Origin of the sequence: Renibacterium salmoninarum ATCC 33209 (assembly GCF_000018885.1) — a bacterium.
GTDB classification, from domain to species: Bacteria; Actinomycetota; Actinomycetes; order Actinomycetales; family Micrococcaceae; genus Renibacterium; species Renibacterium salmoninarum.
The window spans coordinates 292,456-319,220 of the sequence record NC_010168.1 but is presented as its reverse complement, the minus strand read 5'-3'; the positions used below and the strand labels follow the sequence as shown (position 1 = coordinate 319,220).

Annotated in this window: 17 protein-coding genes and 8 pseudogenes; 12 read left to right on the top strand and 13 right to left on the bottom strand. The window is 56.4% G+C overall.

The genetic code is table 11. The features are described from left to right. Positions 1-38 precede the first annotated feature (38 nt). The 3 genes from RSAL33209_RS01600 (at position 39) to RSAL33209_RS01590 (ending at position 1,573) form a co-directional block, all read left to right on the top strand. On the top strand, positions 39-560 hold the full coding sequence (locus tag RSAL33209_RS01600; RefSeq protein ID WP_012243846.1) for a hypothetical protein: 522 nt from the start codon (positions 39-41) through the stop codon (positions 558-560). A 66-nt stretch (positions 561-626) separates the two neighbouring features. Further along, the gene (locus tag RSAL33209_RS01595; protein ID WP_012243845.1) at positions 627-1,031 is read left to right on the top strand and encodes a hypothetical protein; all 405 of its coding nucleotides are present in this window, start codon (positions 627-629) and stop codon (positions 1,029-1,031) included. A gap of 35 nt (positions 1,032-1,066) precedes the next feature. After that, positions 1,067-1,573, top strand: coding sequence for a PaaI family thioesterase (locus RSAL33209_RS01590; RefSeq protein ID WP_041684981.1), 507 nt, complete (start codon positions 1,067-1,069; stop codon positions 1,571-1,573). Here RSAL33209_RS01590 and RSAL33209_RS01585 read toward each other — a convergent pair. Together RSAL33209_RS01585 and RSAL33209_RS01580 are read right to left on the bottom strand one after the other, a co-directional pair. Then, complete coding sequence (locus RSAL33209_RS01585; RefSeq protein ID WP_041684980.1) at positions 1,570-2,169, bottom strand: response regulator transcription factor; 600 nt, start codon at positions 2,167-2,169, stop codon at positions 1,570-1,572. The genes RSAL33209_RS01590 and RSAL33209_RS01585 overlap by 4 nt on opposite strands. A 4-nt stretch (positions 2,170-2,173) precedes the next feature. Then, on the bottom strand, positions 2,174-3,370 hold the full coding sequence (locus RSAL33209_RS01580) for a sensor histidine kinase (protein ID WP_049758758.1): 1,197 nt from the start codon (positions 3,368-3,370) through the stop codon (positions 2,174-2,176). A 111-nt stretch (positions 3,371-3,481) separates the two neighbouring features. On the opposite strand from RSAL33209_RS01580, the pseudogene RSAL33209_RS18455 reads away from it, so the two are divergent. The 4 genes and pseudogenes from RSAL33209_RS18455 to RSAL33209_RS01565 form a co-directional block, all read left to right on the top strand. Then, a pseudogene (locus RSAL33209_RS18455) lies at positions 3,482-3,939 on the top strand (ATP-binding cassette domain-containing protein); the annotation flags it as partial. A gap of 9 nt (positions 3,940-3,948) precedes the next feature. Further along, the gene (locus RSAL33209_RS18450) at positions 3,949-4,452 is read left to right on the top strand and encodes an AAA family ATPase (protein WP_233494300.1); all 504 of its coding nucleotides are present in this window, start codon (positions 3,949-3,951) and stop codon (positions 4,450-4,452) included. An 8-nt stretch (positions 4,453-4,460) separates the two neighbouring features. Further along, the gene (locus RSAL33209_RS01570) at positions 4,461-5,246 is read left to right on the top strand and encodes an ABC transporter permease (protein ID WP_012243840.1); all 786 of its coding nucleotides are present in this window, start codon (positions 4,461-4,463) and stop codon (positions 5,244-5,246) included. 141 nt (positions 5,247-5,387) lie between these two features. Continuing rightward, the gene (locus RSAL33209_RS01565) at positions 5,388-6,137 is read left to right on the top strand and encodes an SDR family NAD(P)-dependent oxidoreductase (RefSeq protein WP_012243839.1); all 750 of its coding nucleotides are present in this window, start codon (positions 5,388-5,390) and stop codon (positions 6,135-6,137) included. A gap of 33 nt (positions 6,138-6,170) precedes the next feature. Here RSAL33209_RS01565 and RSAL33209_RS01560 read toward each other — a convergent pair whose 3' ends face one another. Both RSAL33209_RS01560 and RSAL33209_RS01555 read right to left on the bottom strand, forming a co-directional pair. After that, positions 6,171-6,362: a YbdD/YjiX family protein gene (locus tag RSAL33209_RS01560; RefSeq protein WP_041684292.1), complete on the bottom strand. Its 192-nt coding sequence runs from the start codon at positions 6,360-6,362 to the stop codon at positions 6,171-6,173. 17 nt (positions 6,363-6,379) lie between these two features. Next, positions 6,380-8,645, bottom strand: a pseudogene (locus tag RSAL33209_RS01555) (carbon starvation CstA family protein). A gap of 287 nt (positions 8,646-8,932) precedes the next feature. Between RSAL33209_RS01555 and RSAL33209_RS01550 the strand changes: the two are divergent. The 4 genes and pseudogenes from RSAL33209_RS01550 (at position 8,933) to iolB (ending at position 13,338) form a co-directional block, all read left to right on the top strand. Further along, positions 8,933-9,910 carry a hypothetical protein gene (locus RSAL33209_RS01550; protein WP_012243835.1) on the top strand — a complete coding sequence of 326 codons (978 nt, stop codon included), beginning with the start codon at positions 8,933-8,935 and terminating at the stop codon, positions 9,908-9,910. A 125-nt stretch (positions 9,911-10,035) separates the two neighbouring features. Continuing rightward, positions 10,036-11,286: pseudogene (locus RSAL33209_RS01540) on the top strand (IS3 family transposase). Positions 11,287-11,696: 410 nt separating this feature from the next. Continuing rightward, entirely contained in the window at positions 11,697-12,431 is a 735-nt protein-coding gene (locus tag RSAL33209_RS01530) for a GntR family transcriptional regulator (RefSeq protein WP_012243830.1), read from the top strand. 7 nt (positions 12,432-12,438) lie between these two features. Then, a complete protein-coding gene (iolB, locus tag RSAL33209_RS01525; RefSeq protein WP_012243829.1) occupies positions 12,439-13,338 on the top strand; it encodes a 5-deoxy-glucuronate isomerase in 900 nt (299 codons plus the stop codon). A 115-nt stretch (positions 13,339-13,453) separates the two neighbouring features. Here the strand turns inward: iolB and RSAL33209_RS01520 are convergent, their stop codons facing one another. The 5 genes and pseudogenes from RSAL33209_RS01520 to iolC form a co-directional block, all read right to left on the bottom strand. Then, positions 13,454-14,449: a Gfo/Idh/MocA family protein gene (locus RSAL33209_RS01520; RefSeq protein WP_012243828.1), complete on the bottom strand. Its 996-nt coding sequence runs from the start codon at positions 14,447-14,449 to the stop codon at positions 13,454-13,456. Between the two features lie 14 nt (positions 14,450-14,463). Further along, positions 14,464-15,375, bottom strand: a pseudogene (locus RSAL33209_RS01515) (sugar phosphate isomerase/epimerase family protein). A gap of 109 nt (positions 15,376-15,484) precedes the next feature. Continuing rightward, positions 15,485-17,422 (bottom strand): annotated as a pseudogene (gene iolD, locus RSAL33209_RS01510) (3D-(3,5/4)-trihydroxycyclohexane-1,2-dione acylhydrolase (decyclizing)). Beyond that, the gene (locus RSAL33209_RS01505) at positions 17,419-18,303 is read right to left on the bottom strand and encodes a Cgl0159 family (beta/alpha)8-fold protein (RefSeq protein WP_012243823.1); all 885 of its coding nucleotides are present in this window, start codon (positions 18,301-18,303) and stop codon (positions 17,419-17,421) included. Before RSAL33209_RS01505 ends, iolD begins: the two are co-directional and overlap by 4 nt. Next, a pseudogene (gene iolC, locus RSAL33209_RS01500) lies at positions 18,296-19,290 on the bottom strand (5-dehydro-2-deoxygluconokinase). Before iolC ends, RSAL33209_RS01505 begins: the two are co-directional and overlap by 8 nt. 245 nt (positions 19,291-19,535) lie before the next feature. On the opposite strand from iolC, the gene RSAL33209_RS01495 reads away from it, so the two are divergent. After that, entirely contained in the window at positions 19,536-20,642 is a 1,107-nt protein-coding gene (locus RSAL33209_RS01495; RefSeq protein ID WP_041684974.1) for a glycoside hydrolase family 19 protein, read from the top strand. 71 nt (positions 20,643-20,713) lie between these two features. Here RSAL33209_RS01495 and RSAL33209_RS01490 read toward each other — a convergent pair. The 4 genes and pseudogenes from RSAL33209_RS01490 to sucC form a co-directional block, all read right to left on the bottom strand. After that, a pseudogene (locus RSAL33209_RS01490) lies at positions 20,714-22,698 on the bottom strand (ABC transporter ATP-binding protein). Between the two features lie 24 nt (positions 22,699-22,722). Next, positions 22,723-24,429: pseudogene (locus RSAL33209_RS01485) on the bottom strand (ABC transporter ATP-binding protein); the annotation flags it as partial. 169 nt (positions 24,430-24,598) lie between these two features. Further along, positions 24,599-25,516: a succinate--CoA ligase subunit alpha gene (gene sucD, locus RSAL33209_RS01480; RefSeq protein ID WP_012243816.1), complete on the bottom strand. Its 918-nt coding sequence runs from the start codon at positions 25,514-25,516 to the stop codon at positions 24,599-24,601. A gap of 12 nt (positions 25,517-25,528) precedes the next feature. Then, positions 25,529-26,698 carry an ADP-forming succinate--CoA ligase subunit beta gene (gene sucC, locus RSAL33209_RS01475; RefSeq protein ID WP_012243815.1) on the bottom strand — a complete coding sequence of 390 codons (1,170 nt, stop codon included), beginning with the start codon at positions 26,696-26,698 and terminating at the stop codon, positions 25,529-25,531. Positions 26,699-26,765: the final 67 nt, after the last annotated feature.

Here is a 26,765-nt window from a genome sequence, read left to right as displayed (position 1 = left end):
CTTTTCGTGTCCCTCTCATTTAAGGAAGGCTGGAAAAGTTGGCTTCGGGCGCAAAATCTGACGACGGATCGACCCAGATCCAGTCAATTGGTGAACTCATCAGAGCTGGAAGGCTCCGTTCGGGTTTTTCCTATCGCGATCTTTCCGCCCGCGCTGAGGCAGCTGGATTTTCAGTAAAATTTCAGTACCTCAACGATCTGGCCAACTCTGGTCCGAAAAGCTGGCCGAAGAACACCGACACCTTCCGTGCGCTGTCCGCAGCTTTGCATCTGCCTGTGAAACGCATCATCCTCGCGTATGCGATTAGTCTCGGCCTCAATGTGACCGATTCGGGCTCAGAGCTAGCTTCGCGATTACCTGAAAATCTGGACCTCATCTCGCCAAAGATGACCGACGCAATTCTGGCCATCATCCGAGCAGCCAGCGCCGAGGCCCAAGCTAGCTCGGTCGATCCGGACAAATTGGGTCTCGCAGCAGATTCGAGCAAAAATCACGGCAAGGTTATGAAGCGAAAGTTCGAGTCTCCGGGCGAAGGCAGCCAAGAACAGCACAAGCACTGAACTAAAATCTTGCTAGTCGAGCAGTCTGAGACCGATACTGTCGGCCCGCGCTTCTAAGCTCATGACATGTTCGATCCATGGCGAATGTTGCGATCAATGCCGCAGGTAACTCTGCTTTGGGTCGATTTGGCTGAAAAGAGCGCCGTAACCAATGGAGTGGATACCGTTTGGTTAGACAAGCACTTATTGCAAGTTGAGCGACGATGCTCATTGACGCATGAACTTATCCACATTGAACGCGGCTATACCAGTTGCCAATCGGCTTCGGAAGAGCTCTCGGTTCGTGCGGAAACCGCGCGGCGGCTTATTCCGTTCAGCGCCCTATTGGAGCAAAAAAGGTGGTCTCGCTCAACTGAGGAAATCGCAGACTGTCTCTGGGTGACTCCGCGCGTTCTGCTCGATAGGATCGAACTTCTTGAGCCGTTAGAACAAATGCAGTTCTTCGTGCTGGATACCGAAGCCGCATGTTAGCCAGCACCGTCGAAAAATTATCTGGGAGGACCCTTGTGAACGCAATAGAAGCCGATTCGTCGCGGAGTAAGACTGTCACCTGGTCGGACCCATTGGTCGGCGCAGAACTTGCCAAAACAATGAGTGGTTTGGCGTACATGCAAGCCATGATTGATGGAAAAATTCCGCCGCCGCCAATATCCGGCCTGATGAACATGACCGCGGTCTCGGCCGAAACTGGTTTAGTCACCTTCGCCTGCACGCCTGACGAATCACAGTACAACCCCATCGGCACCGTCCATGGCGGGCTGGTCTGCACCTTGCTCGACTCGGTGTGTGGCTGCGCCGTTCAAACCACTTTGCCGGCCGGTCAGAGCTACACGTCGCTGGAAATCAAGATCAATTATTTACGTCCGGTCTTGGCGCACACTGGTGAGTTGATCGCCGTCGGACGCGTTACCAAACCAGGCAGCAGCGCGGCTTTTGCTGAGGGCGAGATTCGAGACCAGGCCGGCAAGCTCATCGCCACGGCAAGCAGCACGCTTTTGGTGTTCCCGGTCTAGATCCAGCCCTGCTCCCAAGCGATCCGAGCAGCTTCAAAGCGCGTCTGCACCCCAAGTCGCGCCATCGCGGATGAAACATAGTTTCGCACGGTACCCGGGGCCAAATGAAGGGTTTTTGCCATCGACTGCACCGTCTCACCGGCCCGACTCAGCCGAAGGACATCAAGCTCCCGAGAAGTTAGCGGGCAGCTTTCAGCATTGAGGGCAGTGGCCGCGATTTCAGGATCCACATAGCGTTTGCCCGCAGCTACGTCTCGGATCACCGAAGCCAGCTTCTCAGCCGGCGTCGATTTGGGTACAAACACGGAGACTTTGCTGGCCAAAGCCCGGCGCAGCACCCCGGGCCGGGCATGTCTTGTGACGATGATGACCCGAAAATTGACCGTACGCAGAATCTGTTCGGCAGCATAAATCCCATCTGTCGGTGGCATTTCCAAATCCAATACGCACACATCCGGAAGATACTCCTGCGCAAGCGCGACGGCGTCGGTACCGTTATCGGCAGAAGCAACGACGTCCAGATCCTCCTCAAGCCCTAACAGGGCGACGAGAGCACCGCGAATCAGCTGTTCGTCATCGGCGAGGATAAGGCGGATTTTTTCACAATGCCTCCGGAATGCGCGCGTTGACCACAAAGGTTGCACCGTCTTGGCTAAATTCGAGTGCGCCACCGGCAGACTCCAAGCGCTCGGCGAGCGCTGCCAGCCCAGTGCCAGCAGTCCTCACGCGGGTGGGTTGACTGGTAGTTGGTTCAACGCCGTCGTTGCTGATTGACAACCAGAGCGACTCCGAGTCAGCTCGAAGTTCGATTCCCACCTGAGCCGCATTCGCGTGCCGCAAAATATTTGTTGTTGCCTCCCGCATAACGGAGCCGAACAAGGAGCCTTGATCGCTGTTTAGCTCGACGCCATGATCCTGCACGCTAGCTGAAATAGCGGCGGCCTCAAAAACTTCAGCCGCGTTCTTCAGCTCAGTTGTGAAGGCGACTTGGCGGTAGCCACGAACCAAAGCACGCGTATCCTCCAACGCGGTTCGAGCCAAAATTTGAGCCTCATGAATCTGTTGTTTGGCCGTTTCCGGATCGCGATCCATCACTCGCTCAGCAAGTTCGGTTTTCAAGGCGATGACCTGCAAATGATGCCCCTGAATATCGTGTAAGTCTGCCGCGTAGCGAAGGCGTTCCTTCGCTACGGAAAGCTCGCCAAACGCTTTCCTATTGTGGTTGAGCTGGACGACAATGCGCCACCACCACAGGCCTCCGAGGAGTACCGCAGGGACCATGACGCCCATCATCCAGAAGTAGAAGAGGAAGCCCTGAAAATTCAAATACGCTCGCTGCGTCAGATCAATTCCGGCCAACGCTGCCGAGGCAAGAAATACCAGTACAAGAAAGATCGCCACGGCAATCAGCGCTAAGAACCGTCGGCGCGGCAGTAATGCCGCCACAAAGCAACCAGCCCACCATGCCGGTAAAAGGAGGAAGGGATCGGTGGGACCAGCGAATGCCGCCGGAACCAATAACATCACCGTATAGCGCACCGCGGGCAGCCCTGAACCCAATCCTGGTTTCAGCAGCCAGCAGTAGCGCAAGGACGCTGCCAGCACTAAACCTGACACCACAAGGTAACTAATATTGAGTGCATTGAAGTCATCGCCCTGAGCAAGAATCGCAGCCGGTACTGTTCCGTAGCTTATGACTAGCACCACAACAATTGAGGCCACGGTGTACCACCAAGTTATTAAGACGCCGCGTTCGCTGGCGACCTCGATCCCCTGACTGGGCAATGGTGAGCTCATGGGATCATCGTAGAGCCATGACAAAAGTCACGCCTATCTTGGGCAGAATGCTTAGCGCAAGGTGACGCTACGCCCCTACTCGCCCCACCTGGCACCGCCCAAGATGGGAGTATGAACAATTTTCCGGACGACGAGATCGCGATCTCAGCTCAAGGCTTGCGCTGCGCTTACGGAAGCTTTGAGGCCGTGCATGGCATTGACCTAACAATTCGCAATGGTGAGTTCTTCGCGCTACTCGGAACCAATGGCGCTGGTAAAACCACCACGATGGAAACGCTAGAGGGTCACCGGCCAGCAAGCGGTGGTTCGGTAAGCGTCCTGGGCGGCAACCCGTTTACGCAGAAAGCTTCGATTCGACCCAGACTAGGCATCATGCTGCAGGAGGCCGGTTTCGCCGACGATCTGACCGTGCGTGAAACGGTGGAAATGTGGCTCAAACAGTCCTCCTCAGCCCGCGGGGCCGCCGCAACGAGAAAAGCAGCAGCCACCGATGCACTCGAAGCGCTCGAAGCGCTGATAAAGCGTCAGCGCGGGTCAAACAACTTTCAGGCGGCCAGCGCCGAAGGCTCGATCTGGCGTTGGCGACGGCGAACCAGCCCGAAGTGCTCTTCCTCGATGAACCAACCACCGGCCTTGATCCAGAATCCCGGCAACGCACCTGGGACGTAGTCAGTGCTTTGCACCGCAATGGAACCACGGTATTTCTGACTACGCACTATCTCGAAGAGGTCACCCAGTACGCTGAGCGGCTAGCGATAATGCATGACGGCGAAATCGCTTTGACCGGTTCGGTAGCGGCAGTACTGGCGGTAGAACCGGCATCGATCAGCTTCTCCGTAGGTTCGGACGCCTCGCTCCTTGGCTTGCCCAATCAGGCTGTTATCACGCCAGAATCATCCGGCCAGCGGGTGGAAATACGCACGTCAGGCCTGCAATCCGAGCTCCTCAGCGTGCTGTCTTGGGCCAGCGCCAATGGCATCGTTTTACAACGGCTGAAAGCCTCTGAAGCTTCATTAGATGAGGTCTTTCGCCGGATTTCCAGTGGCAATGGCCCCAACAAATCAACCCACAATTCGATTTAGGTTTCCGCATGAGCATCGCCCCAACTCAGGACGCTCGAAAGGTCAGCCAAATATCTCGAGCGCTTTCCATTGCGTCAGCAGAAGCAAAAATCACCTTTCGCAACAAGACCGTACTCAGTGGCGCACTCTTCATTCCGTTAGTCTTTGGCGCCTTTTACGTCATCACTGGTCCGGGACCGGACAGCCCTGTGATGCAGGTACTGCTTATGCTCACCCTTATTGGCGTGATGGGGGTTTATTTGACCGCTACAACCACGATTGCAACTCGTCGCGAGGAACTTTTCTTGAAACGGCTGCGCAGTGGCGAGGCCTCGAACGGCGCGATCTATGCCGGCATGCTGATCCCCAGTGTGGTGCTAGTGCTCGTCCAGCTCGCGGTTATTCTTGCGGCATTCTTCATTCGCGGTGCGGAGCTGCCCAGCCAACCGGCTTTGCTGCTGGTCGCCGTCGTACTGGTGTTGGCCATCTGCGCTGCCTGTGGATTGTTTAACTGCGGTTTACACCCCCTCTGCGGCAGCGGCCCAAATCACGGTCATGCCGTTCTTTATTATCTTTCTGGGCACCGCCATCTGGACCCTGGCGTTCCCCAACCCGGATTTGCATACCGTTCAGCTATTAACGCCCGGTGGCGCACTATCAACTTTGGTCAGCCAAGCTTGGGTCAGTGCACCTGCTTGGAACGATTGGCTACCGTCAGTTGTGGTCCTTCTGGTGTGGACCGGGTTATTTGCCTACTACGGGATGAAAAACTTCCGCTGGGAAAAGCGATAGGGAACCCGTTGGCAGATTCGTGACCATTTTGGTCCAAACCGCCAACGCTGATCCGGTGCTTTCCTTCATTGCCGAAATCGCTGCTCGGCGCAGCACAACACCTCCGGCTTGAACCAACTTTGACACCGTATTCGGATGCGGCGCTGAAGAGGTAAGTTCGACTCATGCGATTCTCAAACAAAGTAGTTGTGGTCACCGGCGGGGCACACGGAATTGGCCAGGCGACGGTCCGCCGTTTCATTGATGAAGGTGCTCAAGTAGCGATTCTGGATTTCGATCCAGCGGCCGCAAATGCATTGGCTGCAGAGTTTGGCGATCGGGCCCTAGCGCTGAACTGCAATGTGCTTGATCCAGCGTCGGTTGACGGCGCTATCGATGCGGTGGTCAAGCAATTCGGCAAGATTGATGTGCTGGCATCGGTTGCTGGCGGTGAGCTGCCAAATGATGATCCGATGGACGAAGCGTACTGGGACGGCATCGTGGGCCTGAATTTACGTGGCCCTGTGCGAATCATCCGCGCGTGCACCCCGCATTTGATAGCCAGCCGCGGAGCTATTGTGCTCATCAGCTCGGTAAATGCACTGGTAGCGTTTGGCGGCATGGCTTATTCAAGCGCAAAGGCAGGCCTGGTGATCCTAGCCAAAAATCTCGCCGTGACCTTGGGTGTCGACGGCGTCCGAGTCAACGTCGTGGCGCCGGGAACTGTCCGCACCCGAGTCTGGGACAACCAAGAAGGCGGTGCGGATCGTCTCGCCCCGCTGTGCCCTATTGGCCGGGTTGGCGAACCCGAAGATATTGCCTCGGCGGTCGCTTTCCTAGCTTCTGCGGATGCGTCCTGGATTACCGGAGTAACTTTGCCCGTCGACGGCGGGCAGACCGTCGGCCCGCTCGCGGTAATTCAGCACCTGCAGTAGTTCGTCTGTGACCCTGGGGATGCTGAAAGGACGTCAGCAGCAGCGGCCTTGTGGGTTAGCATCCTGACGGTCAGTTTTATCCCGCCAAAACTCGCGTACGGTCATCATTTCGCCGCCCGGGTGCACCGCTTCTTGGTGGGCGCAGTATTTCTCGTAAGCGTCCTCGCCCATTAGCCCTTTGACATACCAGCGCAGAGAAGACCAGGCCGTTTTCAAACAGCTCATGTCAGCACCTCGCCATCTCAATGACCAGCCCTGACCGGCCGCTCAGCCTCAGGCAGCGCGTCCCATTGGGCCTGGATGTCTTTTTCCGCTTTGGAGACGAAGAGTCCGGCTGGTGCAAAAATTCGCGACGGCGTCTCTGGGTCTTCGAAATTCGAGATCTTGCCGCTACGAGCGATTCGGAGTGTCACCCAAATCGCTACCGCGATCACAATAATCGACAGCACCACGAAGATTACCGAGAGCACTCCTTGGATCATGCTGTTACGCACCACCGCTTCCATAGCCGGCACCGATTTTGCCGTGCCAAACGAGGTCTTACCATCAGCCAAAGCCTTTGAGAAGGCGGCGTTCTGCGCAAAGTAGCCCACGCCGGGAACTGAAGAAAAGATCTTTTGGTACGACGCGGTAATGGTCACCACGGCGGCAAAAGCGAGCGGCAGCGCGACAATCCAGAGATACTTCCAGCGACCGGCCCGGGCCACAATTACCAGACATACCGCGAGCGCAATGGCCGCTAGCAGTTGATTGGGGATGCCGAAGAGTGGGAACAGGGTATTGATGCCACCGAGCGGATCGGTGACCCCCATCAGTAGCACCGCGCCCCAGGCTGCGACCATGATCGCCGTCGTCAACCAAGCACCGGGCCGCCACGAAGTGTCCTTGAGCTTCGGAATGAAGTTGCCAAAGGCGTCCTGGAGCATGAATCTAGAAACTCTGGTTCCGGCATCAACGGCGGTGAGAATGAAGAGCGCCTCAAACATGATGGCGAAGTGGTACCAGAAGCTCATAAAGGCTTGGCCGCCGACGAATTGATGCATGATTTGCGCGAGGCCCACTGCGAGGGTCGGCGCTCCACCGGTGCGGGAAACTATCGATTGCTCGCCAACGTTTTGCGCGGTCTGCGCCAGCATGTCTGGCGTGAGGTTGACGCCGGAGAGACCAAGCGAATTCACAAAGGCAACAGCGCCTTCAATAGTCCCGCCGGTCGCCGCTACCGAGGAGTTCATCGCAAAATAGATGCCGCGATCAATAGATAGTGCGGCCACCAATGCCATAATCGCGACAAATGCCTCCATCAACATACCGCCGTAGCCAATGAAACGAGTTTGGCGCTCCTTTTCACTCAACTTGGGTGTTGTTCCGGAGGAGATCAGGGCGTGAAAGCCCGATAACGCGCCGCAGGCTATTGTGACGAAAAGGAAGGGGAAGATCGATCCGGTAAAGACTGAGCCGTTGTCTCGGCCAGCAAATTCGCTGAACGCTGGCACTTTAATTTCTGGCCGCACCACAATGATTGCCAACGCGAGCATCACGATCACGCCAACCTTCATAAAGGTGGAGAGATAGTCTCGTGGCGCCAGCAGAAGCCATACCGGCAGAATCGCCGCAATAAAGCCGTAAATGATGATGCCCCACGCGATGGTCACCTTGTCCAGGTGGAAAAACGCAGCGCCCCATTCGCTATGGCTGACCCAGCCGCCGCCAATAATGGCGAGCATTAGCAAGATAAATCCGATGATCGAAACTTCGGTGACTTTGCCGGGCCTGATGAAGCGTAAGTAGCAGCCCATGAAGAGCGCGATCGGAATAGTCATCGATACTGAGAAGACGCCCCAGGGGCTTTCTGCCAGCGCATTGACCACCACGAGTGCCAGAATCGCGACGATGATCACCATGATCACGATCGTGGCGACCAGGGCCGCGGTACCGCCGATAACGCCGAGCTCGTCCCGCGCCATTTGGCCCAGCGACCGGCCGCCACGGCGCATCGAGAAGAACATCACCAAATAGTCCTGCACCGCGCCGGCCGCGACGACGCCGACAATAATCCACAAGGTGCCGGGCAAGAAGCCCATTTGCGCGGCAAGCACCGGCCCGGCCAAAGCCCCAGCGCCAGCGATCGCGGCAAAGTGATGACCAAAGAGAATTCGCCGGTCCGTTGCGGCGTAGTCTTTTCCGTCGGCCTTGTATTCGGCAGGCGTCGCCCTGCGGTCATTGGGCCGAAGCAGATATTTTTCGATGTATTTCGAGTAAAAACGGTAGGCGATGAAGATAGGTGCATACCGCAGCGAAAACAAACCAAATGGCATTGACTGTTTCGCCGCGAACGAAGGCGATCACCACCCAAGCCACGCCGCCCAGCAAGGCGATAAGCACCCAGAGCGCGATCTTCGCAGGTGTCCATCTTCGGTCTTCGCGCTCAAGTTGTGCCTCGGCAACCGCGACCGGCGGAAGCTTCGGGTCTTGCGCCAACGTATCGCCTGGGCCGCTGTGCCGCGCCATTTTTACTCCTCTTACTCATCCTTGAGAAAAGCTGTGAACTCACTAGGTGAATTACCGCCGCAGGCCAAGAACTCGCGAGACCAGTTCAAAAGCCATAAAAAGTGTTCTATGTCTCATTTTTGGGAATCTTGACTACTATTGAGCGAAGCATTCGCTTTACACGCAACCTTTACCAACTGATGTGCAATGTCAAATGCTGTTTGAGATCGCAACCACTCATCTCCGCTCTGCCTGGTCCTTCCATGTCGGCAGGTCCATGACATTGCACTCTCCCAGACTGGATATTCATGAAGAAAACAGTGAGAATCGGCTTAGCCGCGACTATCGCGGTAAGCACGGGCCTGGTCAGTTTGACTGGCACCATGGCTACGGCAAATGCAGATCCTGCCAACGCAAGCACAATCCACGCTCCGTTGATTTCGTCCTCGACGCAAAATCCGGCACCGGGACCAGTACCTGGTCTGGGTACGCCTCAGCCCGTGACGGTTCCCGGTGAAACTGCACCGCCGGTAGTCAAGAAACAAGCGCCGCCGGTGACAACAACCACCGCTCCGGCAGCAAACCCAGCAGATCTGCCACCAGGGGTTCCCGGACCACTAGATCCGGCGGATCCGGCCATCTACAACTCCAGCAACCCTGCCGGGCAAGGCATCTCAAAGAGCGTAGCTAACAACTTCGGAACTGGTAGTGGCACATACAAAATTGGTGCCCCGGTGGCCGGTTGCGCCAGCAGCGGCGTAGTGCCGCAAGGCTTAGAGAGCTACTACAGCCAGAAAATCAACTGGGAATCTTGCCAGGATTACGGCACAGGGGACTACTTCACCGGCGCCGCCTTTACCTGTGGTTACGCGATTGTGCCGCTGGATTACAGCAAACCTGCTGGCACGACCATTGCGGTAGCTATGTTGCGCGTGCACCTGCCAGGCGGGAACGCGAAGAAGCAAAATCTCTTCATGGACCCCGGTGGCCCCGGATTCCCCGGTATGAGCTTGGCCAACGGCATCGGCGTCTATTTCAACCAGGCAAAGCTACTGGGCAACTACGACTTGATCGGCTTCGATCCGCGTGGTGTTGGCTCATCGGCACCGGCCATTCAGTGTGCCTCCGATAAATTCCTCGATGCACAACATCAAGGCAGCGATCTGCTCAGTTCGGCAGAGCTGACCAAGGCAGCCGAACGGAACACCCAGGCTTGCTATAACAACACGGGCAAAGGTTTCGGCATCAGCGGTGATGATTTCATTTCGAATGTCGGCACTAAATAATGTCGTGAAGGACCTCGATGTACTGCGAAGCGTTGGTGGCGATTCAAGGATCAATTACTTGGGCTTCTCCTACGGTGAATCGCCCCGGTGTGTCCGGAGACTTTCTTGTTTGAGAGGATCAGGACATGGCAGGGAAAACTACGACACGGTATCCGCAGGAGTTGAAGGATCGTGCGGAGATGGAGGGTGCGTCTTCGGAGTGGGCGGCGATGCAAAAAGTTGCCCAGCTTTTGGGTGTGGGTGTGCCGGAAACGGTGCGTAAATGGGTCCGGCAAGCCGAGATCGATGTTGGTACTAGAACTGGAACAACGAGCACGGAATCGGCCGAGCTGAAACGGTTACGGCGTGAGAACGCTGAGCTGAAACGGGCGAACGCGATCCTTCGGAGTGCTTCAGCTTTTTTCGCGGTCGAACTCGACCGCCACAACACTGATCGTGAAATACATCAAGGACCATGCCGGTCACCGCGAGAATAATGGATTGCGGTGGGGTGTCGAGTCGATCTGCCAGGTGCTTACTGGGACGGGGTGAAGACCACCCCGTCCACGTACTACGAATGGGTGGATAAAACACGATCTCACCGAGAACAACGTGATGAGGTGCTCAAGCCCGTGATCCAGAAGGTGTATGCCGCTAATTACGGGGTGCACGGCACCAGGAAAGTCTGGTTGGCGATGAACCGTGAAGGTGTGCCGGTGGCCAGGTGCACGGTAGAACGGCTCATGGGGTTACTTGGCATACAGGGTGCGGTCCGTGGCAAGGTCAAACGCACCACGATCAAAGACTCGAAGGCGGCCCGAGCGAAGGACTTGGTCCGCCGTGATTTCACACCAACGGCACCGGATCGGCTATGGGTAGCTGATTTCACCTATGTTTCGACCTGGTCCGGGTGGGTCTATGTTGCCTTCGTGATCGATGCTTACTCTCGGAGGATCCTGGGCTGGTCAGCGAGTGCTTCTATGAACACCGTGCTAGTGCTCAACGCAGTTAATCAGGCAATCTGGAGTCGTGAACGGGCCGGGGCTGAGATTTCCGGGGTGATTCATCATCACGATGCCGGGGCTCAATACGCCTCCTTGGCCTTCACCGAACGCCTGGCCCAGGCCGGTATCCGCCCCTCGATCGGTTCTGTGGGTGATAGTTACGACAACGCCTTGGCGGAAACCATCAACGGGCTTTATAAGACCGAGCTGATCAAACCCGGCAAGCCCTGGCGGACTCTAGAAGAAGTCGAAATCGGCACCGCTGAATGGGCAGATTGGTACAACCACCGAAGGCTCTACCAGTACTGCGGAGACATCCCACCAGTAGAGCTAGAAAACCACTACTACAATCACTACCAGAGCACGGCAGCCGCCGACAGGCTCATCGTCTGAGAAACCCTCCGGACACACCGGAGCGATTCACAACTCAAAACTGAGGGTCTAACCATTGGCATTATTGGTAATAAGACTGCGAACCAAACGCGAGGAAAGGTGCCCGCAAAGTTTGCAGAAAAACCGCAAATCCTGATTGCTGTCTCAAAAGACAATCTGGCAGCCGCGGCAGCAGTTCAGCGTTACTTCCCTAAATCTGCAGTGCTAGTCAGCCCAGACAAAGCGAGCACTGTTGATGTCTTTCTACAGGTAGAGCAACCCACTATGGAAACCGGGAAAAATACTGAATCTGTGCAGCTCAACTGCCAGAGATGAACCGTGCTCTGCTTAGCACCCGCTTGTCACCTTGTCCTGACAATAGGACTACTTCTTGTTAGGCTCTGATCAGCTGAACTGATGAGGAGCTTACTGTGCCACTGAACATCCCGATCGACAGATCCTCGCCAGTACCGCTCTACCATCAAGTGGTCCAAGGAATTGAAGCTGAAGTACACGCCGGAAAGCTTCCGCCGGGCAGCCGAATCGATAACGAGATTGAACTCGCCGCGCAGCTAAAACTATCCCGCCCTACGATGCGTAAGGCAATGGATGAGTTGGTTCGAGCTGGACTTTTGGTGCGCAAACGCGGCGTAGGCACCCAAGTGGTATCCCGCCAAGTGCGTAGGCCCCTTGAGCTTTCCAGCCTCTACGATGATTTGATTCGTGACGGTGGAAAACCTAGCACTCAAGTGCTGGGCTTTGCTCATATCGAAGCCGCCGCACCGATCCGAGAAAAATTGGAACTAGCCGCAGAAGCGAAGGTATTTCACTTCAGTAGGCTCCGCAAAGTAGGGCGCAAGCCGTTAGCGCTCATGGAAAACTGGGTGCGCGACGACGTCGCCGATCTCGATGAAGCCGCTTTGAAAGCGAACGGACTTTACGCGCTGCTACGCGAAGCCGGTATTAATTTTTCGCTTGCCCATCAACGCATCGGCGCCACGATAGCCAATAAGTATCAGGCAACTCAGCTGGGCACTGATCCCGGTGCAGCGCTAGTGACCATGGAGCGCACCGCCGTCGATGACACTGGCCGAACGATCGAAACTGGTCGGCACGTCTACCGAGCAGATTCATACAGTTTTGAACTAACCCTGGTGCAAAGGTGACTGCGGCATGACTGAATGGGTATCCCCCAAGGGAAGCGCACAGCAAGGCGAATGGGACATCTCGCTGGGCGGCTTTGACTCACAAACCAAAGCGCCCGGCTGGCAACACACCGGGCTCAAAGTAGCCACGTTGACCGCTGGCGATGCGGTACAGATTCCTGGCGCATCGGAAGAGCGATTGGTCATCCAGCTAGCCGGCTCGTTTACCGTTCAGCTAGCGGGCGGCGACGGCGTGCAAAAGTTCGATCTGACTGGCCGAGATTCGGTCTTCGCGGGACGCACTGACGTGGTCTATGCCGGAATCTGGACCACGCTTACCATCAGCAGCGATGACGGCGGCCGAGTTGCCATTGCGAGCGCGCCCGCAACTGAAACCTTTCCCGCCGCATACCTCGCTGCCGAGGACATCCCGGTTGAACTGCGAGGCGCCGGCAATTGCTCCCGCCAAGTTCATAATTTTGGCACGCCAGCGACGCTGAGCGCGGACCGCTTCATTGTTTGTGAAGTACTCACCCCCGCTGGAAACTGGTCCTCTTATCCGCCCCATAAACACGATGAGGAAAAGGCCGGCGAAAGCTCGCTGGAGGAAATCTACTACTTTGAATCTCAGCCAACCCCGGGTGCGCCCGCCGGGACGGACGCCATCGGCTATCAGCGAGTCTATGCCTCAGACGAACGGCCGATCGACGTTACCGCCGAAGTGCGCAGCGGCGACGTCGTCCTGGTTCCTTACGGCTGGCATGGACCAGCGATGGCGGCACCCGGTTATGACCTGTACTACCTAAACGTAATGGCGGGTCCAGGGGCAAAGCGCGAGTGGCTTATCAGCGACGACCCCCATCATGGCTGGCTGCGTTCCAGCTGGGCCACTCAAGAACTAGATCCCAGACTGCCGTTCGGCTCCTAACGGTTGCTAGCGACTCCACCCCCACTTCGGATGCATTTTCAGCATTCGGATGCCGTGCCGACTAGCTGGTACGGCATCCGAAGTGGGGGTGGACTGCGGATCGCGGTCCGACAACTCAGCGATAGAGCTCCGGCTTCGCTGCCAGTACGACGGCGGTCCGCTGCCCCGAGCGCTGGGCCGCCACTCCCGCTTCGCAACAAGCGGCAGTGGCGTAGCCATCCCAAGCGGACGGCCCGCCGATTTCACCGTGCAACGCAGCGTCAACCCAAGCCTGCACTTCGGCATCGTAAGCGGCAGCAAATCGTTCGATGAAGCTTGGCGTGACTTCGCCAGCACCAATACTGCGCACGCCGTTTTCGAAAACCGCTTGAGTGGCCACTTCATAGCCGTAACGAGCATTGACGAAGATTTCCACATCGGCCAGGATTCCTGATTCGGTCTCGATCAGCACGTGTTGCGGGTCGCTGATTCCCTCAGGGGCAAGCGAGGAGCGCTTACCGCGCTGGACCTGGACCTGGACCTGGACCTGGACCTGGACCTGGACCTGGACCGACGTTATTTCCTCGCCGGTAAAGAATCGAATTGCGTCGAACTCGTGCACTACCGAGTCATTGATCAGCATTGGCTCGGTGAAATCTGCCAGCGTTGAGGCATTACGATTCGCGCAATGCAACATCAACAGGCTGCCAGCTGCGCCAGCCTCGATTTCAGATTTGAGCGATTGGTAGCCAGCGTCGAACTGACGCATGAAGCCCACTTGGATTCGTTGACGACCCAGAGCAACCTCGGCCTGCACCACCCGCCAAGCGGAGGCAGCATCCGGCGTCATCGGCTTTTCACATAGGATCGGCACGTCGCGCTGCAGGGCTTGGTACAGCGCCTCCTCGTGCAAGAAGCCGGGCGTGGCAATCAAAACCGCATTGACACCTTCGACGGCGAAAGCCTCAGCGAGGCTGGCGACGGCCAAGGCACCAGTACCTTCAGTAGCTGCTTTAGCTCGGTCCAGATCAATATCGACGACGGCGGCAACCGTGGCGTTATTGATGCTCTCGTGTAAGCGGCGAACATGATCCGCGCCCATTCGGCCAGCTCCAATGACCGCTACGTTCAAGCTCACAAGTCCTCTCAAACAATCCGCGTGCGAGAACCACACGAGAGTAAATAGTCTTTGGTGCGCTTCGCAATGGGCATTGGCTTCGCGAAATCGCAGGGGTACATATCTTGTTCCACTACGCCGAAGATCGGCCGGTCAAGGCGTTCGACAGCGTCGATCACGGCGGAAAGATCTGGCAGCCCCGAGGGTGGCTCAGTCATCACACCAGCCAAATTCGCTGCGGCCCAGGTGAGGTTTTGCTCGCGAACGGTCGCTAGGATCTACGGATCGATCTGTTTGAGATGTAAATAGCCGATTCGCTCCGGATATTTATTGATCAATGCCAGACTGGATGCGCCACCATACTCTGCGTGCCCAGTATCTAAGCACAAAGTAACCAGATCAGCGTCGGTGTTTTGCAAAAAGTGTTCAATGTCTGGCTGGGCACAGACATGCGAATCAGCATGCGAGTGGAATTGTTGTTGCAGGCCGTAGTCCGAGCGCAGAACTCTGCCAAGTTCGTTGTGCCCGGCAAAGAGGTCTTGCCACTGCGAGCTCGAGAGCTCGCCGCTTTCGACGGCCTCGCCAGTGACATCGTCGCGCCACATCGCCGGAATCACCACGATGTTTTCACCGCCCATTGCGGCCGTGAGTTCGGCAACTCTTCGTGCTGATTCCCAGGCGGCTTCACCCTCACGGGCACCACGGTGGAATGCGGTAAATACTGTGCCGGCGGTGATTTTCAGATCGCGTTCTGCAAGCTCCTCGGCAAGCCTGGCGGGATCGGTAGGCAGGTAACCGTACGGGCCTAGTTCGATCCATTTGTAGCCGGACTCGGCCACTTCGTCGAGAAAACGTGGCCAGGGCGTTTGTTTCGAATCGTCGGCAAACCAGACGCCCCAAGAATCTGGCGCAGTTCCAATGATCAACTTGTTCTCCTTCATATCCATCCCATCTTCCCAACCCCTGAAACGCTGCACCACATTTCGGCCTTATTCTGCGGTTTTAAGCCCGAAATGTGGTGCAGAGTTTCGGGAATGGCGAGCTGATTGCTCATGAAGACTGCTCCGGATCGCCCAGAAGCGGTCTTTGCTTAGTCTTGTGCTCAATGTACGTCCGGTACGCCTCCTGCTTACTCGCCAATTCTGAGGTTGACGCGACCGGAACATCCCACCAGGACTCCGAGCTTGGTCCATCTAATAATGGATCCGACTCGAGATAAATCAAGATCGGGCCGCTACCTTCTGGAAGCGCTTTGGCTTCGCCCAGTGCAGCGGAAAGCTCTTCGACGTCGGCCGCTTTGACTACCCGAACGCCGAGCGAAGCAGCATTAGCGGCCAAATCGACCGGCAGCACAGGGCCGTCGTCAAAACTGTGCTGCGCCGATTCCAATGCGCGATATTGGGTGCAGAATCTTTGCGAACCAAGCGAGGCGGACAACGCGCCGATTGAGGCATAACCATGATTTTGGATCAGCACGACGATGAGCTTGATACCTTCAGCTACTGCCGTGACCAGCTCAGTGTGCATCATCAGATAGGAGCCATCCCCCACCATCACGACGACGTCGCGCAGCGGAGTTCCGGCCTCTGCATGCTCGGCAAGCACCGCTCGCTTCACACCCAGACCACCAGGAATTTCGTAACCCATGCACGAGTAGGCGTACTCCACGTGGTAACCGAACGGATCTTGCACTCGCCAGAGTTTATGCAGGTCGCCCGGCAAGGACCCCGCCGCGCAGACCAGTACATCACGAGCATCCAGCGAATTATTTACCGCACCGATGATTGCATTTTGGCTATTTCCGGTGCTAGAATGCTCGGCAAAAGCCGCATCTGAAATGGCGTTCCAACGAGCTTTTTGCGCTCCGATTTCAGCAGTCAGCCTGGCAGCAACCTGGAATCCGGAAAGCGCTCCGCGAAGCGCGGCAAGCGCCTTCCTGGCATCAGCAACTATTGGCAGCGATGTGCCCAGCTTATAGGCGTCGAAGGCCACCACATTGATGTTGATAAAGCGCGCGGCAGGGTTCTGAAAAGCAGTTCGGGATGCCGTGGTGAAGTCTTCACACGGGGTATCAATGCCAATAATCAGATCTGCTTGGGCTGCTATTGCATTAGCCGCAGTAGTGCCAGTGGAACCAATCGCGCCCAGGGCTTGCGGATGATCCCAAGGCAGCACGCCAACGCCGGCCTGCGTGTTGCTTACCGGGATTCCGGTCTCGGCTGCGAGCGCAGCCAATTGCTCATCAGCAAAGGCTTAGAGCACTCCGCCACCGGCGATGATGAGGGGACATTTCGCTGCGCGGATACGACGGGCAGCTTCGGCAATATCTTCGCGTTCGGCATCAGGCCGACGGATCCGCCAATCGCGCTCTGCCAGGAACTCATCGGGAAAATCAAAGGCTTCGGCCTGAACGTCTTGCGGCAAGCTGATGGTCACGGCGCCGGTCTCAGCCGGGTCGGTGAGCACGCGCAAGCCGTTGAGTAAGGCGGAAAATAATTGCTCTGGGCGAGACACTCGGTCAAAGTACTTGGAAACCGGGCGGAAAGCGTCGTTTACCGAGACGTCGCCAGCGTCGTACCGCTCGAGTTGCTGCAAAACCGGGTCGGCAACCCTGGTGGCAAAAATATCTGAAGGTAGCAGCAAGGCTGGCAATCGGTTTGTGGTGGCCAAGGCAGCGCCGGTCACCATATTTGTGGAGCCGGGACCGATCGAAGTGCTTACCGCGAAAGTGGCGCGGCGCCGAGTGTGCCGGGCGTAGCCAACTGCCTGATGCACTTGGGCTTGTTCGTTTCGTCCCGGGTAGTAAGGCATCATCGTCGGATCATGCACTTGAGCTTGTTTGAACGCCTGGCCCACCCCGGCCACATTGCCGTGCCCGAAGATACCGAAAGTGCCCGGAATGAGTCGTTTCCGATATTCCTGCCCGTCGATTCGATCAACGGTGAATTGATTAGCTAGGAAGGCAACAAGGGCCTGCGCTGTGGTCAGTGTCCTGTCTGCTGCAAGAGCGACGCGGCGATTGCGACGGCGGCCGCGACGTCGCCGTCGGGCGGGTAGAGCAGACTTCGGCCAACTGTCAGCCCTTGCACCTGAGGCAATGCGAGCGCCTCACGCCAGCTTGCGAAAGTATCATCCGGATCGCCATCCGGATCGCCGCCCAGCAACACTATTGGCAGCGTGGTCGCCGCCACGACTCGTTCCATCTCCGCGACCACTGGAATCTTGAGCCAGCTATAGGCGCTGGTTGAGCCTAGACCCGAAGCAATTACCATCGATTTGATCACCGCGTCCGAACTCAAATCGTTGCTGATCTTTCCGTCCGCGTTTCGAACCGAGATAAACGGCTCGATCATCGCGATGAGTTCCTGCTCAGCCAACGAATCGACGGCGTGCGCGCAAGCTTCCAGCGCCGAGGCGGTATTGGGATCATCAAAACAGATTCGGGTGAGCATTTTGCCGCCATTGGCGCCGATCTTCTTCAGCGCGACCGCGGTATGTGCGGTAAATCGATCGTCAATTTCATTGACCAAACCGGATAGGCCGCCGCGGTTCATCGAGCCAAAGATCAGCTTTCCTTCAAGTGCACCCAGTAGCAGCAAGTCATCCAAAATATCTGGTGAAGCCAACACGCCGTCCACCGCGGGATTCGCTAGCGCGGTCTGCAACCGAGCCAATAATTCACGCCGATCCGCCATTGCGACGGGTTGGCTGCCGACGGCGAGCGCTCCCCGGGCTGGATGGTCTGCCGCCACAATGAAGTTCTGTTGCCCGGCTTTGACGCCAGGATGTTTTCGACGGCTAACCGCGGCTCGGGCTACTGCGGCCGGGTCTTCTAGACGAATCCGGCTGAGTTCTTGATAATCAGTCATTGCTTGTGGGCCCTTCTAACGCCGGGAAACGACCGCGCTCAGTGAGTAGCTCGATCTCTTCTGCTGACGTTGGCATCGCATCCGCACAAGAGAGCCGGGAGGCGACAATTGCGCCGGCCGCATTGGCAAAATCTAAGCTTCGCGCCAGTGGCCAACCAGCGAGCAATCCGTGACAAAACACGCCACAAAAAGAGTCACCGGCACCCAAGCCATTAAGCGTCTGCACCGGAACGGGGGGCGGAAATAACTCTTTCGGTCGCTGTTTTGGCTAACGCACCGCTAGCACCAAGCTTCACGACGGCGATCTGCACGCCCGCGGCGAGCAGCCGGTCAGCTTGCTCATCGGGAGTGCCCGTTCCGACGGCCACTGCGCACTCCTCGGCGTTGCCGATAGCCACGGTCACCTGCGGCAAAATTAGCTCAATTTGCTCCCTCGCTTGGGCCGCTGAACCCCAAAACATCGGCCGATAATCTAGGTCCACGATGGTGTGTTGGCCTTCGGCAAGGCCCGACTTCGGCCGTGCTTCGAGCGCGTAAAGATGCGAATCTCGGCTGGGTTCTTGGCAGAGGCCTGTGATGGTGAACCAGAAAATCTGGGCTTCTTTTGTTGCGCTTACCGGAATATTGTGACGTTCCAGCTGTAGATCTGGTGCCGTGGGTTGTCGATAGAAATAGAGCGGGAAATCATCCGGCGGTTTGATCGCACAGAAGGTTACCGGCGTAGGCCAGCTGGGATCGGTGAAAACGAATTCGTCAGCCACACCAAATTTTTTCAGCTGCTGATGCAGTATAGTTTCCGAACGGATCATTGCCGGTGCCGGTGATTACCGCACTCGCGCGACCGTGCCTAGCGGCTGCGACCGCAACGTTGCTGGGTGAGCCACCCAGATACTTACCGAAACTAGACACCTCTTCAAGATCTACCCCGATGTCATTGGGGTAGATGTCAACGCTGATTCGACCCATGGTCAGGATTTCATGTGGCACATCACATACTTTGCCGCAGAAGTTATGTCCTGTCAAAGCTTTGTCAGGACATATTTACATTAACCAAATTTTTCGCAGCAATTCGCTACGTACGTACTTTCCACAAAAATTGCGGTAATCAGTGGAAATCTTTCATTAGCCCTTGTAATCAATAACAGCGGGCGAAAGACTCTTCCTGCAATCGCTCGCACTTCAGGTACCCCCCATTTGATCTCGTGTTCACAGCTCGAAAGGATCACCCTGCAGTGAAAAAACTTCTCGCCCTGCTGACGGCTTCCGCGGCCGCAGCCCTTCTCCTGGTAGCCGCGCCCGGCGCAGCCCAGGCCGCTACAACCGGCACCATCACTGGCATCGGCGGCAAATGCATTGATGCAGCCGCTGGCAAATCAGATAACGGTACTGCTGTTCAGATCTATGACTGCAATGGCACCAACGCCCAGCAGATCACTATCGGAGATGACCAGTCGATTCGTATGCTGGGCAAGTGCCTAGACATTGTCGATCGGTCCACCAGCAACGGAGGCAAGGTCCAACTCTGGGACTGCGCCAATAGCGCCAACCAAAAATGGGCCTTCTCGAATGCCAGCGAAATCGTCAACCCGGCGGCCAACCGCTGTCTCGACGCCGAGGGTCAGAAATCAGATAACGGTACCCGGCTGATGATCTGGGATTGCACCGGAAACCCCAACCAAAAGTGGACCGTGCACCCCAGCGGAAACCCGCCGTCGAACTCTGAGTTCCCAATCTCCGAAGCACAGTTCAATCAGCTCTTCCCGAACCGGAATTCGACCTACTCTTACCAAGGCTTGGTGAGCGGCGCAAAGAAGTACCCAGCGTTCGCCACCACTGGCGACGACGCAACCAAGAAACGCGAGGTCGCTGCGTTCCTGGCTAACGTGCAACACGAGACCGGCAGCTTGCAGTACCTCCGCGAACTGAACACCGCTAACTACCCGCACTACTGTGATCGCAGCCAGCCTTACGGCTGCCCAGCCGGCGGCGATCAGTATTACGGTCGCGGATCGTTGCAACTGAGCTGGAACTACAACTACAAGGCTGCCGGAGACTCACTGGGCTTCGATCTGTTGAATAACCCGGATCAGGTAGCTACCAACCCAACCCTCGCTTGGGGAACTGGCCTGTGGTACTGGAATACGCAAAGTGGCGGCGCTAGTACCTCCAGCCACGACTCGATTGTACAAAATCGCGGCTTCGGTGAAACCATTCGTTCAATCAATGGCGGCTTGGAGTGCAACGGAAATGGCGCAGATTCACGTAATGCCCGGATCAATTACTACAAGAACATCGCTGGTGTTCTTGGCGTTGATCCTGGCGGAAACCTTAGCTGCTAGTCCGTAACGAAAAATAGCAAGGTGCGCTGAGCTGACGCTCGGCGCACCTTGCTATTTCTAGCGAAACTCAGCTAGAGCGAAGCTTTACTTTGAGCTTCCTCATCTTCAATATCGGTTTCGCCAGCAAACTGGGACTGGTAGAGCCGGTAATAAGCACCCTGGGCGGCGAGCAAATCTCGATGGTTGCCCTGTTCTACGATTCGACCGGCTTCCATGAACAGAATCGTGTCTGCATCCCGGATGGTTGAAAGGCGGTACGCAATGACGAAACTTGTCCGATCAGTTCGCAGTGCGGCCATCGCTTTTTGCACCAAAACTTCGGTGCGGGTGTCAACGGAGCTGGTCGCTTCATCCAGGATCAGCAGCGACGGGTTAGTAACGAATGCCCGGGCAATCGTAATGAGCTGCATCTCACCGGTGCTGACGTTCGCTCCCTCATCATCCAAGATCGTTTGATAGCCATCAGGAAGCGCCCGAACAAATCGATCCACATAAGTGGCCTTTGCCGCACTGATAACTTGCTCCTCAGTAGCATCCAAATTGCCGTACTTGATGTTGTCATAAATGGTGCCGCCAAACAGCCAAGCATCCTGCAGCACCATACCCACCTTGGAACGCAACTCGGCGCGACTCAGTTCGGTAATATCCACGCCGTCGAGCGTAATTTGGCCACTATTGAGCTCGTAGAACCGCATCACGAGATTGACCAAGGTAGTCTTGCCCGCGCCGGTTGGGCCAACAATCGCCACAGTAGATCCTGGCTTTGCCGCAAATGACAGGTTCTCAATAAGCGGCTTATCTTCGGTGTAGCTAAAGCTCACATCCTGGAACTCAACGTGCCCGTCGGTTTTCGCCGGCAGATGGCTCGTAGCATCTTCAGGCTCGTGCTCTTCCGAATCAAGGAACTCGAAGACCCGCTCGGCAGAAGCGACACCCGATTGCAGCATGTTAGCCATGCCCGCAATTTGGGTCAGCGGTTGGTTGAACTCACGCGAGTACTGGATGAACGCTGTTGCATCACCGAGCGTCATCTGGCCTGAGGCTACCCGAAGCTCGCCTTGTACAGCTCCTCGTTGCGTTCGTCGAAGCGTTCCAACATGTCTTCTTCGTGACCGAAGAGCGTGACCAAAGTATGTCCAGAAAAGGACTCCTCAATCTGGCCGTTAAACGCTCCAGTGGTCTTCCACTGCGCAGCGAAGAGTTTCTGGCTTCTGCTACCAATAACGCCAGCAACTACACCTGAGAGTGGGATGGCAATCAGCGCGATCAACGCCAGCTGCCAAGAGACCAAGAACATCATCACCGTGAATCCAACCAGCAGCAGAATCGAGCTGACCAATTGGGAGAATGCTTGCTGTAGGCCTTGCTGAACATTGTCGACGTCGTTAGTCACCCGGGAAAGCACGTCACCGCGCTGACCGGTATCAAAGTAGTTCAGCGGCAGCCTGTTGAGCTTCGCTTCAACATCGCTGCGTAGTTTCCGAATCGCCTTCATGACAATCCGGTTCAGTAGATAGCCCTGGAACCAGTTGAATACTGAAGCAATGAAATAAATCGAGAGTACAACCAGAATGAGATAAGACAACGCATTGAAGTCGATGCCATGCCCGGGCACCACCTCCGAAGTCGCGAGCATGTCCGCGAAATTGTTATTGCCTTGCGCTCGGGCCCCGGCAATAACCTGCTCTTTGGTCGGGTTGGCCGGTAACCCAGTACCAATCACGCCATTGAAAATCACGTCCATGGCTTTGCCCAAGATCTTTGGACCGATTACGGTCAAAACCACGGAGATCGCCACGGCCGCAAAGATTGCCACCAGCGCAAGCCACTCGTGCCGGAGCAAGCCAACTAACCGTTTAGCGGAAGGCCAGAATGCTTTGGCTTTTTTGGCCGGAGCGCCACCAAACATGTCGCCATCAGCCTCGGTGGGCTTATATTCTTCTTCGACAAAATCATCGTCGTCTTCGAGCACTGCCGTCTCGGCCGAAGCCTGCGGCGCTTCAACCTCTTTGCCGCGCCGTCGCGACTTTCGTTTGTCTTTCGGTTGCTCGCTCATGCTGCATCCTCCGCGCTGATCGTAGGAAGCTACGATTTCCTGATAAGTCTCTGATGAAGCCAAAAGCTCATCATGAGTGCCGCGATCAACGATCGCACCGTCATCCAAAACCAAGATTTGATCTGCCTCAGTGATCGTCGTGACGCGCTGCGCCACAATTATTACCGTGGCATCGGCTGTCTTTTCCTTGGGCGCCTTGCGCAGGCGTGCATCGGTGGCCACATCCAACGCAGAGAATGAATCGTCGAAAAGGTACACCTTAGGCTCCGCCACGAGCGTACGGGCGATGCATAAGCGTTGCCGCTGCCCGCCGGAGACATTCGTGCCACCTTGGGCGACCCGAGATTCCAAGCCTTTGCTCTTCTCCCGGACGAAATCCGCACCCTGCGCAACGGTCAAAGCATCCCAGAGCTCGGCGTCGTCCGCATTTGGCTTACCAAACCGCAGATTCGATTCGATCGTGCCTGAGACCAGGTACGGCTTCTGCGGCACCATTGACACCCGAGAAGTAATTGCTTTCCGGCTTAGTTCGGTAACAGGAACGCCGTCCAGCAGCACTTCACCGGAGGCCACATTATAAAGCCTGGGCAGTAGCGAAAGCAGCGTGGTCTTCCCTACCCCGGTGGCGCCGATAATCGCCACTGTCTGGCCGGGGCTCGCGGTAAAGGAAATGTCTTTCAGCACGGGCGCCTCAGCTCCTGGATAGCTGAAGCTGACATTGCGGTATTCGACTTCGCCCCGCTTTGCTGCTGGCTCGGTAGGCGTCGGTGCCATATGGATCGTCGGTTCGACGTCGAGCACCTCACCGATGCGCTCGGCACAGACCACGGCACGCGGAATCATCATCGCCATTAAGGTGCCCATCATCACCGCGGTAAGAATCTGCAGAAGGTATTGCAGGAACGCGGTCAAGGAACCGATCTGCATTTGCCCAGCGTCAACACGTTGCCCACCAAACCACAACACCGCAGAAGTCGCGATGTGCAGAATCATGGTGATGAGTGGGAACATCAGTACGAAAATTGCGCCAACCTTCAGCGAGACCTTCGTTAAATCATCGTTTGCAGCATCAAAGCGCTTGGTCTCGTACGGTTCGCGAACGAAGGCTCGGACTACCCGAATACCCACGATTTGTTCGCGCAGTACCCCGTTGATCTTGTCGATTTTTGCCTGCATTGATTTGAACAGCGGCATCAGTAAGTAGACAAGATACCCGACTACCACGACCAATAACGGCACCGAAACCCAAACCAACCAGGACAAGCTGAGGTCTTCACGAAGCGCCATAATAATGCCGCCAATGCACATGATCGGCGTCGTGACCATGAAGTTCAAACCGACCAGCAGCACCATTTGGACTTGCTGAATATCGTTCGTGCCGCGAGTGATCAACGTCGGGGCACCAAAGCTACCTAATTCCTGGGCCGAAAAGGCGGTGACCTTTCGGAACACGCCGCGGCGCAAATCTCGACCGACCGCCATCGCGGCTTTTGAGCCGTAATAGACGCCAGCTATTGCCGCAATGACCTGAACCAAGGCCACGATCAGCATCACACCGCCAACGCGCCAAATGAAGTCAGTATCAGCTTTGGCAACACCTTGATCAATGATCTGCGCATTCAAGCTGGGCAAGTAGAGCGCGGCAATCGTCGAAGCGAGTTGAAAGACGAAAACCGCAATGATGTATGGAATATACGGTCTGCCATATTGTCGTAAAAGCTTGATGAGCATGCTGAGTTTCCCCTCGGCGCGTGTTTTTACTCAAGTTTTTCTACCAAAATCGTAGTCGAACCCACCGACAGTTTGTCAGTTAAATAAAAAACAGGCCCAAACCCACTAACAGGCGCAATGTGCAACCTGTTAGTGAATTTGAGCCTGCCTAACGCAAATGCGGCAAACTTTAGAGCGCTGCGAAAACCTCGCGCAGCAGTTTTGCGCTTTCGGACGGCGTTTTGCCAACCTTTACGCCAGCTGCTTCAAGAGCTTCTTTCTTAGCCTGGGCGGTACCGGCTGAGCCGGAGACGATGGCGCCAGCGTGGCCCATGGTCTTACCTTCCGGCGCAGTGAAACCAGCAACGTAGCCAACAACCGGCTTGGTCACGTTCGCCTTGATGAAGTCAGCAGCACGCTCTTCAGCGTCGCCACCAATTTCACCGATCATCACGATCGCTTTGGTCTCTGGATCAGCTTCGAAAGCGGCCAGCGCATCGATGTGCGTGGTACCGATAACCGGGTCACCACCAATGCCAATTGCGGTAGAGAAGCCCAAGTCGCGCAGCTCATACATCATTTGGTAGGTCAGGGTACCGGACTTGGAGACCAATCCGATCGGGCCCTTGCTGGTGATGTTGTTTGGCGTGATGCCAACCAAGGACTCGCCAGGGGTGATGATGCCAGGGCAGTTCGGCCCGATGATCCGGGTGACCTGCTTGCCATCAGCATCGACCTTAGACTGAGCCAGTGCCCAGAACTCAGCCGAGTCCTGAACCGGAACGCCTTCGGTAATGATGACGACGAGGCCGATGCCAGCTTCAATCGCTTCAACTACAGCGTCTTTGGTGAATGCCGGCGGCACGAAAATGATTGACACATCAGCGCCGGTCTTTTCGATTGCCTCGGTGACGCCACCGAAAACCGGCAGCTCCACGGCGTTACCAGCGGCATCCGTGTGGCTTACCGTGGTGCCGGCCTTGCGTGCGTTCACGCCGCCAACTACCTGGGTACCAGCCTTGAGTATCAGGGCCGTATGCTTAGTGCCTTCGCCGCCGGTGATGCCCTGGACGATGACCTTGGAGTCTTTGTTGAGGTAAATAGACATTTTTTCTCGTCCTTACTTCGCAGCGTGAGCGAGCTCGGCAGCCTTATCGGCGCCCTCGTCCATGGTGGCGGCCTGAGTCACCAGCGGGTGATTGGCTTCGGTCAGAATGCGGCGGCCTTCTTCGACGTTGTTACCGTCGAGACGGACCACGAGCGGCTTGTTCGCCGACGTGCCCAAGATTTCCAGCGCCTTCACGATTCCGTTTGCGACTGCGTCACACGCAGTGATGCCGCCGAAGACGTTCACGAAAACGCTCTTGACCTGCGCGTCGTTGAGAATGACGTCCAGACCGGCTGCCATCACCTCGGCGGAAGCTCCACCACCGATGTCCAGGAAGTTGGCTGGCTTCACGTTGCCGTGGCTCTCGCCGGCGTAAGCGACGACGTCCAAAGTGGACATCACCAAACCTGCACCATTACCGATAATGCCAACTTCGCCGTCGAGCTTGACGTAGTTGAGGTCGTTCTCTTTGGCTTTAGCCTCAAGCGGGTCGGCCGAGTCTTTGTCCTCAAGAGCTTCGTGATCAGGGTGACGGAAGTCAGCGTTAGCATCCAGGGTGACCTTGCCGTCAAGGGCAAGGATGCGACCGTCGCCGGTCTTCACCAGTGGATTGACCTCGACCAAAGTCGCGTCTTCCTTCTGGAAAACATCCCAAAGCTTCTTGATGGTTTCGATCACGCCATCAAGCACGTCTGCGGCAAAGCCAGCAGCGTCGACGATCTCTTCAGCCTTCGCCTGGTCGATGCCCACAGCGGGGTCAACGGCAATGCGTGCAAGTGCCTCGGGGCGTTCAACCGCGAGAACTTCGATCTCCACGCCGCCTTCAACCGAGCACATGGCCAGGTAGTTGCGGTTCGCTCGGTCGAGCAGCACCGAGAAGTAGTATTCCTCAGCAATATCTGCACCCTGGGCGATCATGACTTTGTGCACGGTATGGCCCTTGATATCCATCCCGAGGATGTTGCCGGCGTATTCGAACGCCTCATCCGCGGTCTTGGCGACTTTAACACCACCGGCCTTACCGCGGCCGCCCACCTTTACCTGTGCTTTGACAACGGTCACGCCACCGATTTTCTCGGCTGCGGCCTTGGCTTCTTCTGCGGTGTTGGCGACAATGCCTGCAAGCACGGGAACGCCGTGTGCTTCAAACATGTCGCGCGCCTGGTATTCAAACAGGTCCACGGGCTAAGTCCTTCTACGTCGAAGTAGTTTTCTTTTCAATCTGGTGATTGCTGCATTGGCACTGAGA

What these genes read in the sequence shown, in the direction of transcription:
- RSAL33209_RS01505 (WP_012243823.1), bottom strand. Translation starts at nt 18,303, where the DNA reads ATGACTGATTATCAAGAACTCAGCCGGATTCGTCTAGAAGACCCGGCC.
- RSAL33209_RS01550 (WP_012243835.1), top strand. Translation starts at nt 8,933, where the DNA reads ATGAAGAAAACAGTGAGAATCGGCTTAGCCGCGACTATCGCGGTAAGC.
- RSAL33209_RS01560 (WP_041684292.1), bottom strand. Translation starts at nt 6,362, where the DNA reads ATGAGCTGTTTGAAAACGGCCTGGTCTTCTCTGCGCTGGTATGTCAAA.
- RSAL33209_RS01565 (WP_012243839.1), top strand. Translation starts at nt 5,388, where the DNA reads ATGCGATTCTCAAACAAAGTAGTTGTGGTCACCGGCGGGGCACACGGA.
- sucD (WP_012243816.1), bottom strand. Translation starts at nt 25,516, where the DNA reads ATGTCTATTTACCTCAACAAAGACTCCAAGGTCATCGTCCAGGGCATC.
- RSAL33209_RS01570 (WP_012243840.1), top strand. Translation starts at nt 4,461, where the DNA reads ATGAGCATCGCCCCAACTCAGGACGCTCGAAAGGTCAGCCAAATATCT.
- iolB (WP_012243829.1), top strand. Translation starts at nt 12,439, where the DNA reads ATGACTGAATGGGTATCCCCCAAGGGAAGCGCACAGCAAGGCGAATGG.
- RSAL33209_RS01580 (WP_049758758.1), bottom strand. Translation starts at nt 3,370, where the DNA reads ATGAGCTCACCATTGCCCAGTCAGGGGATCGAGGTCGCCAGCGAACGC.
- RSAL33209_RS01595 (WP_012243845.1), top strand. Translation starts at nt 627, where the DNA reads ATGTTCGATCCATGGCGAATGTTGCGATCAATGCCGCAGGTAACTCTG.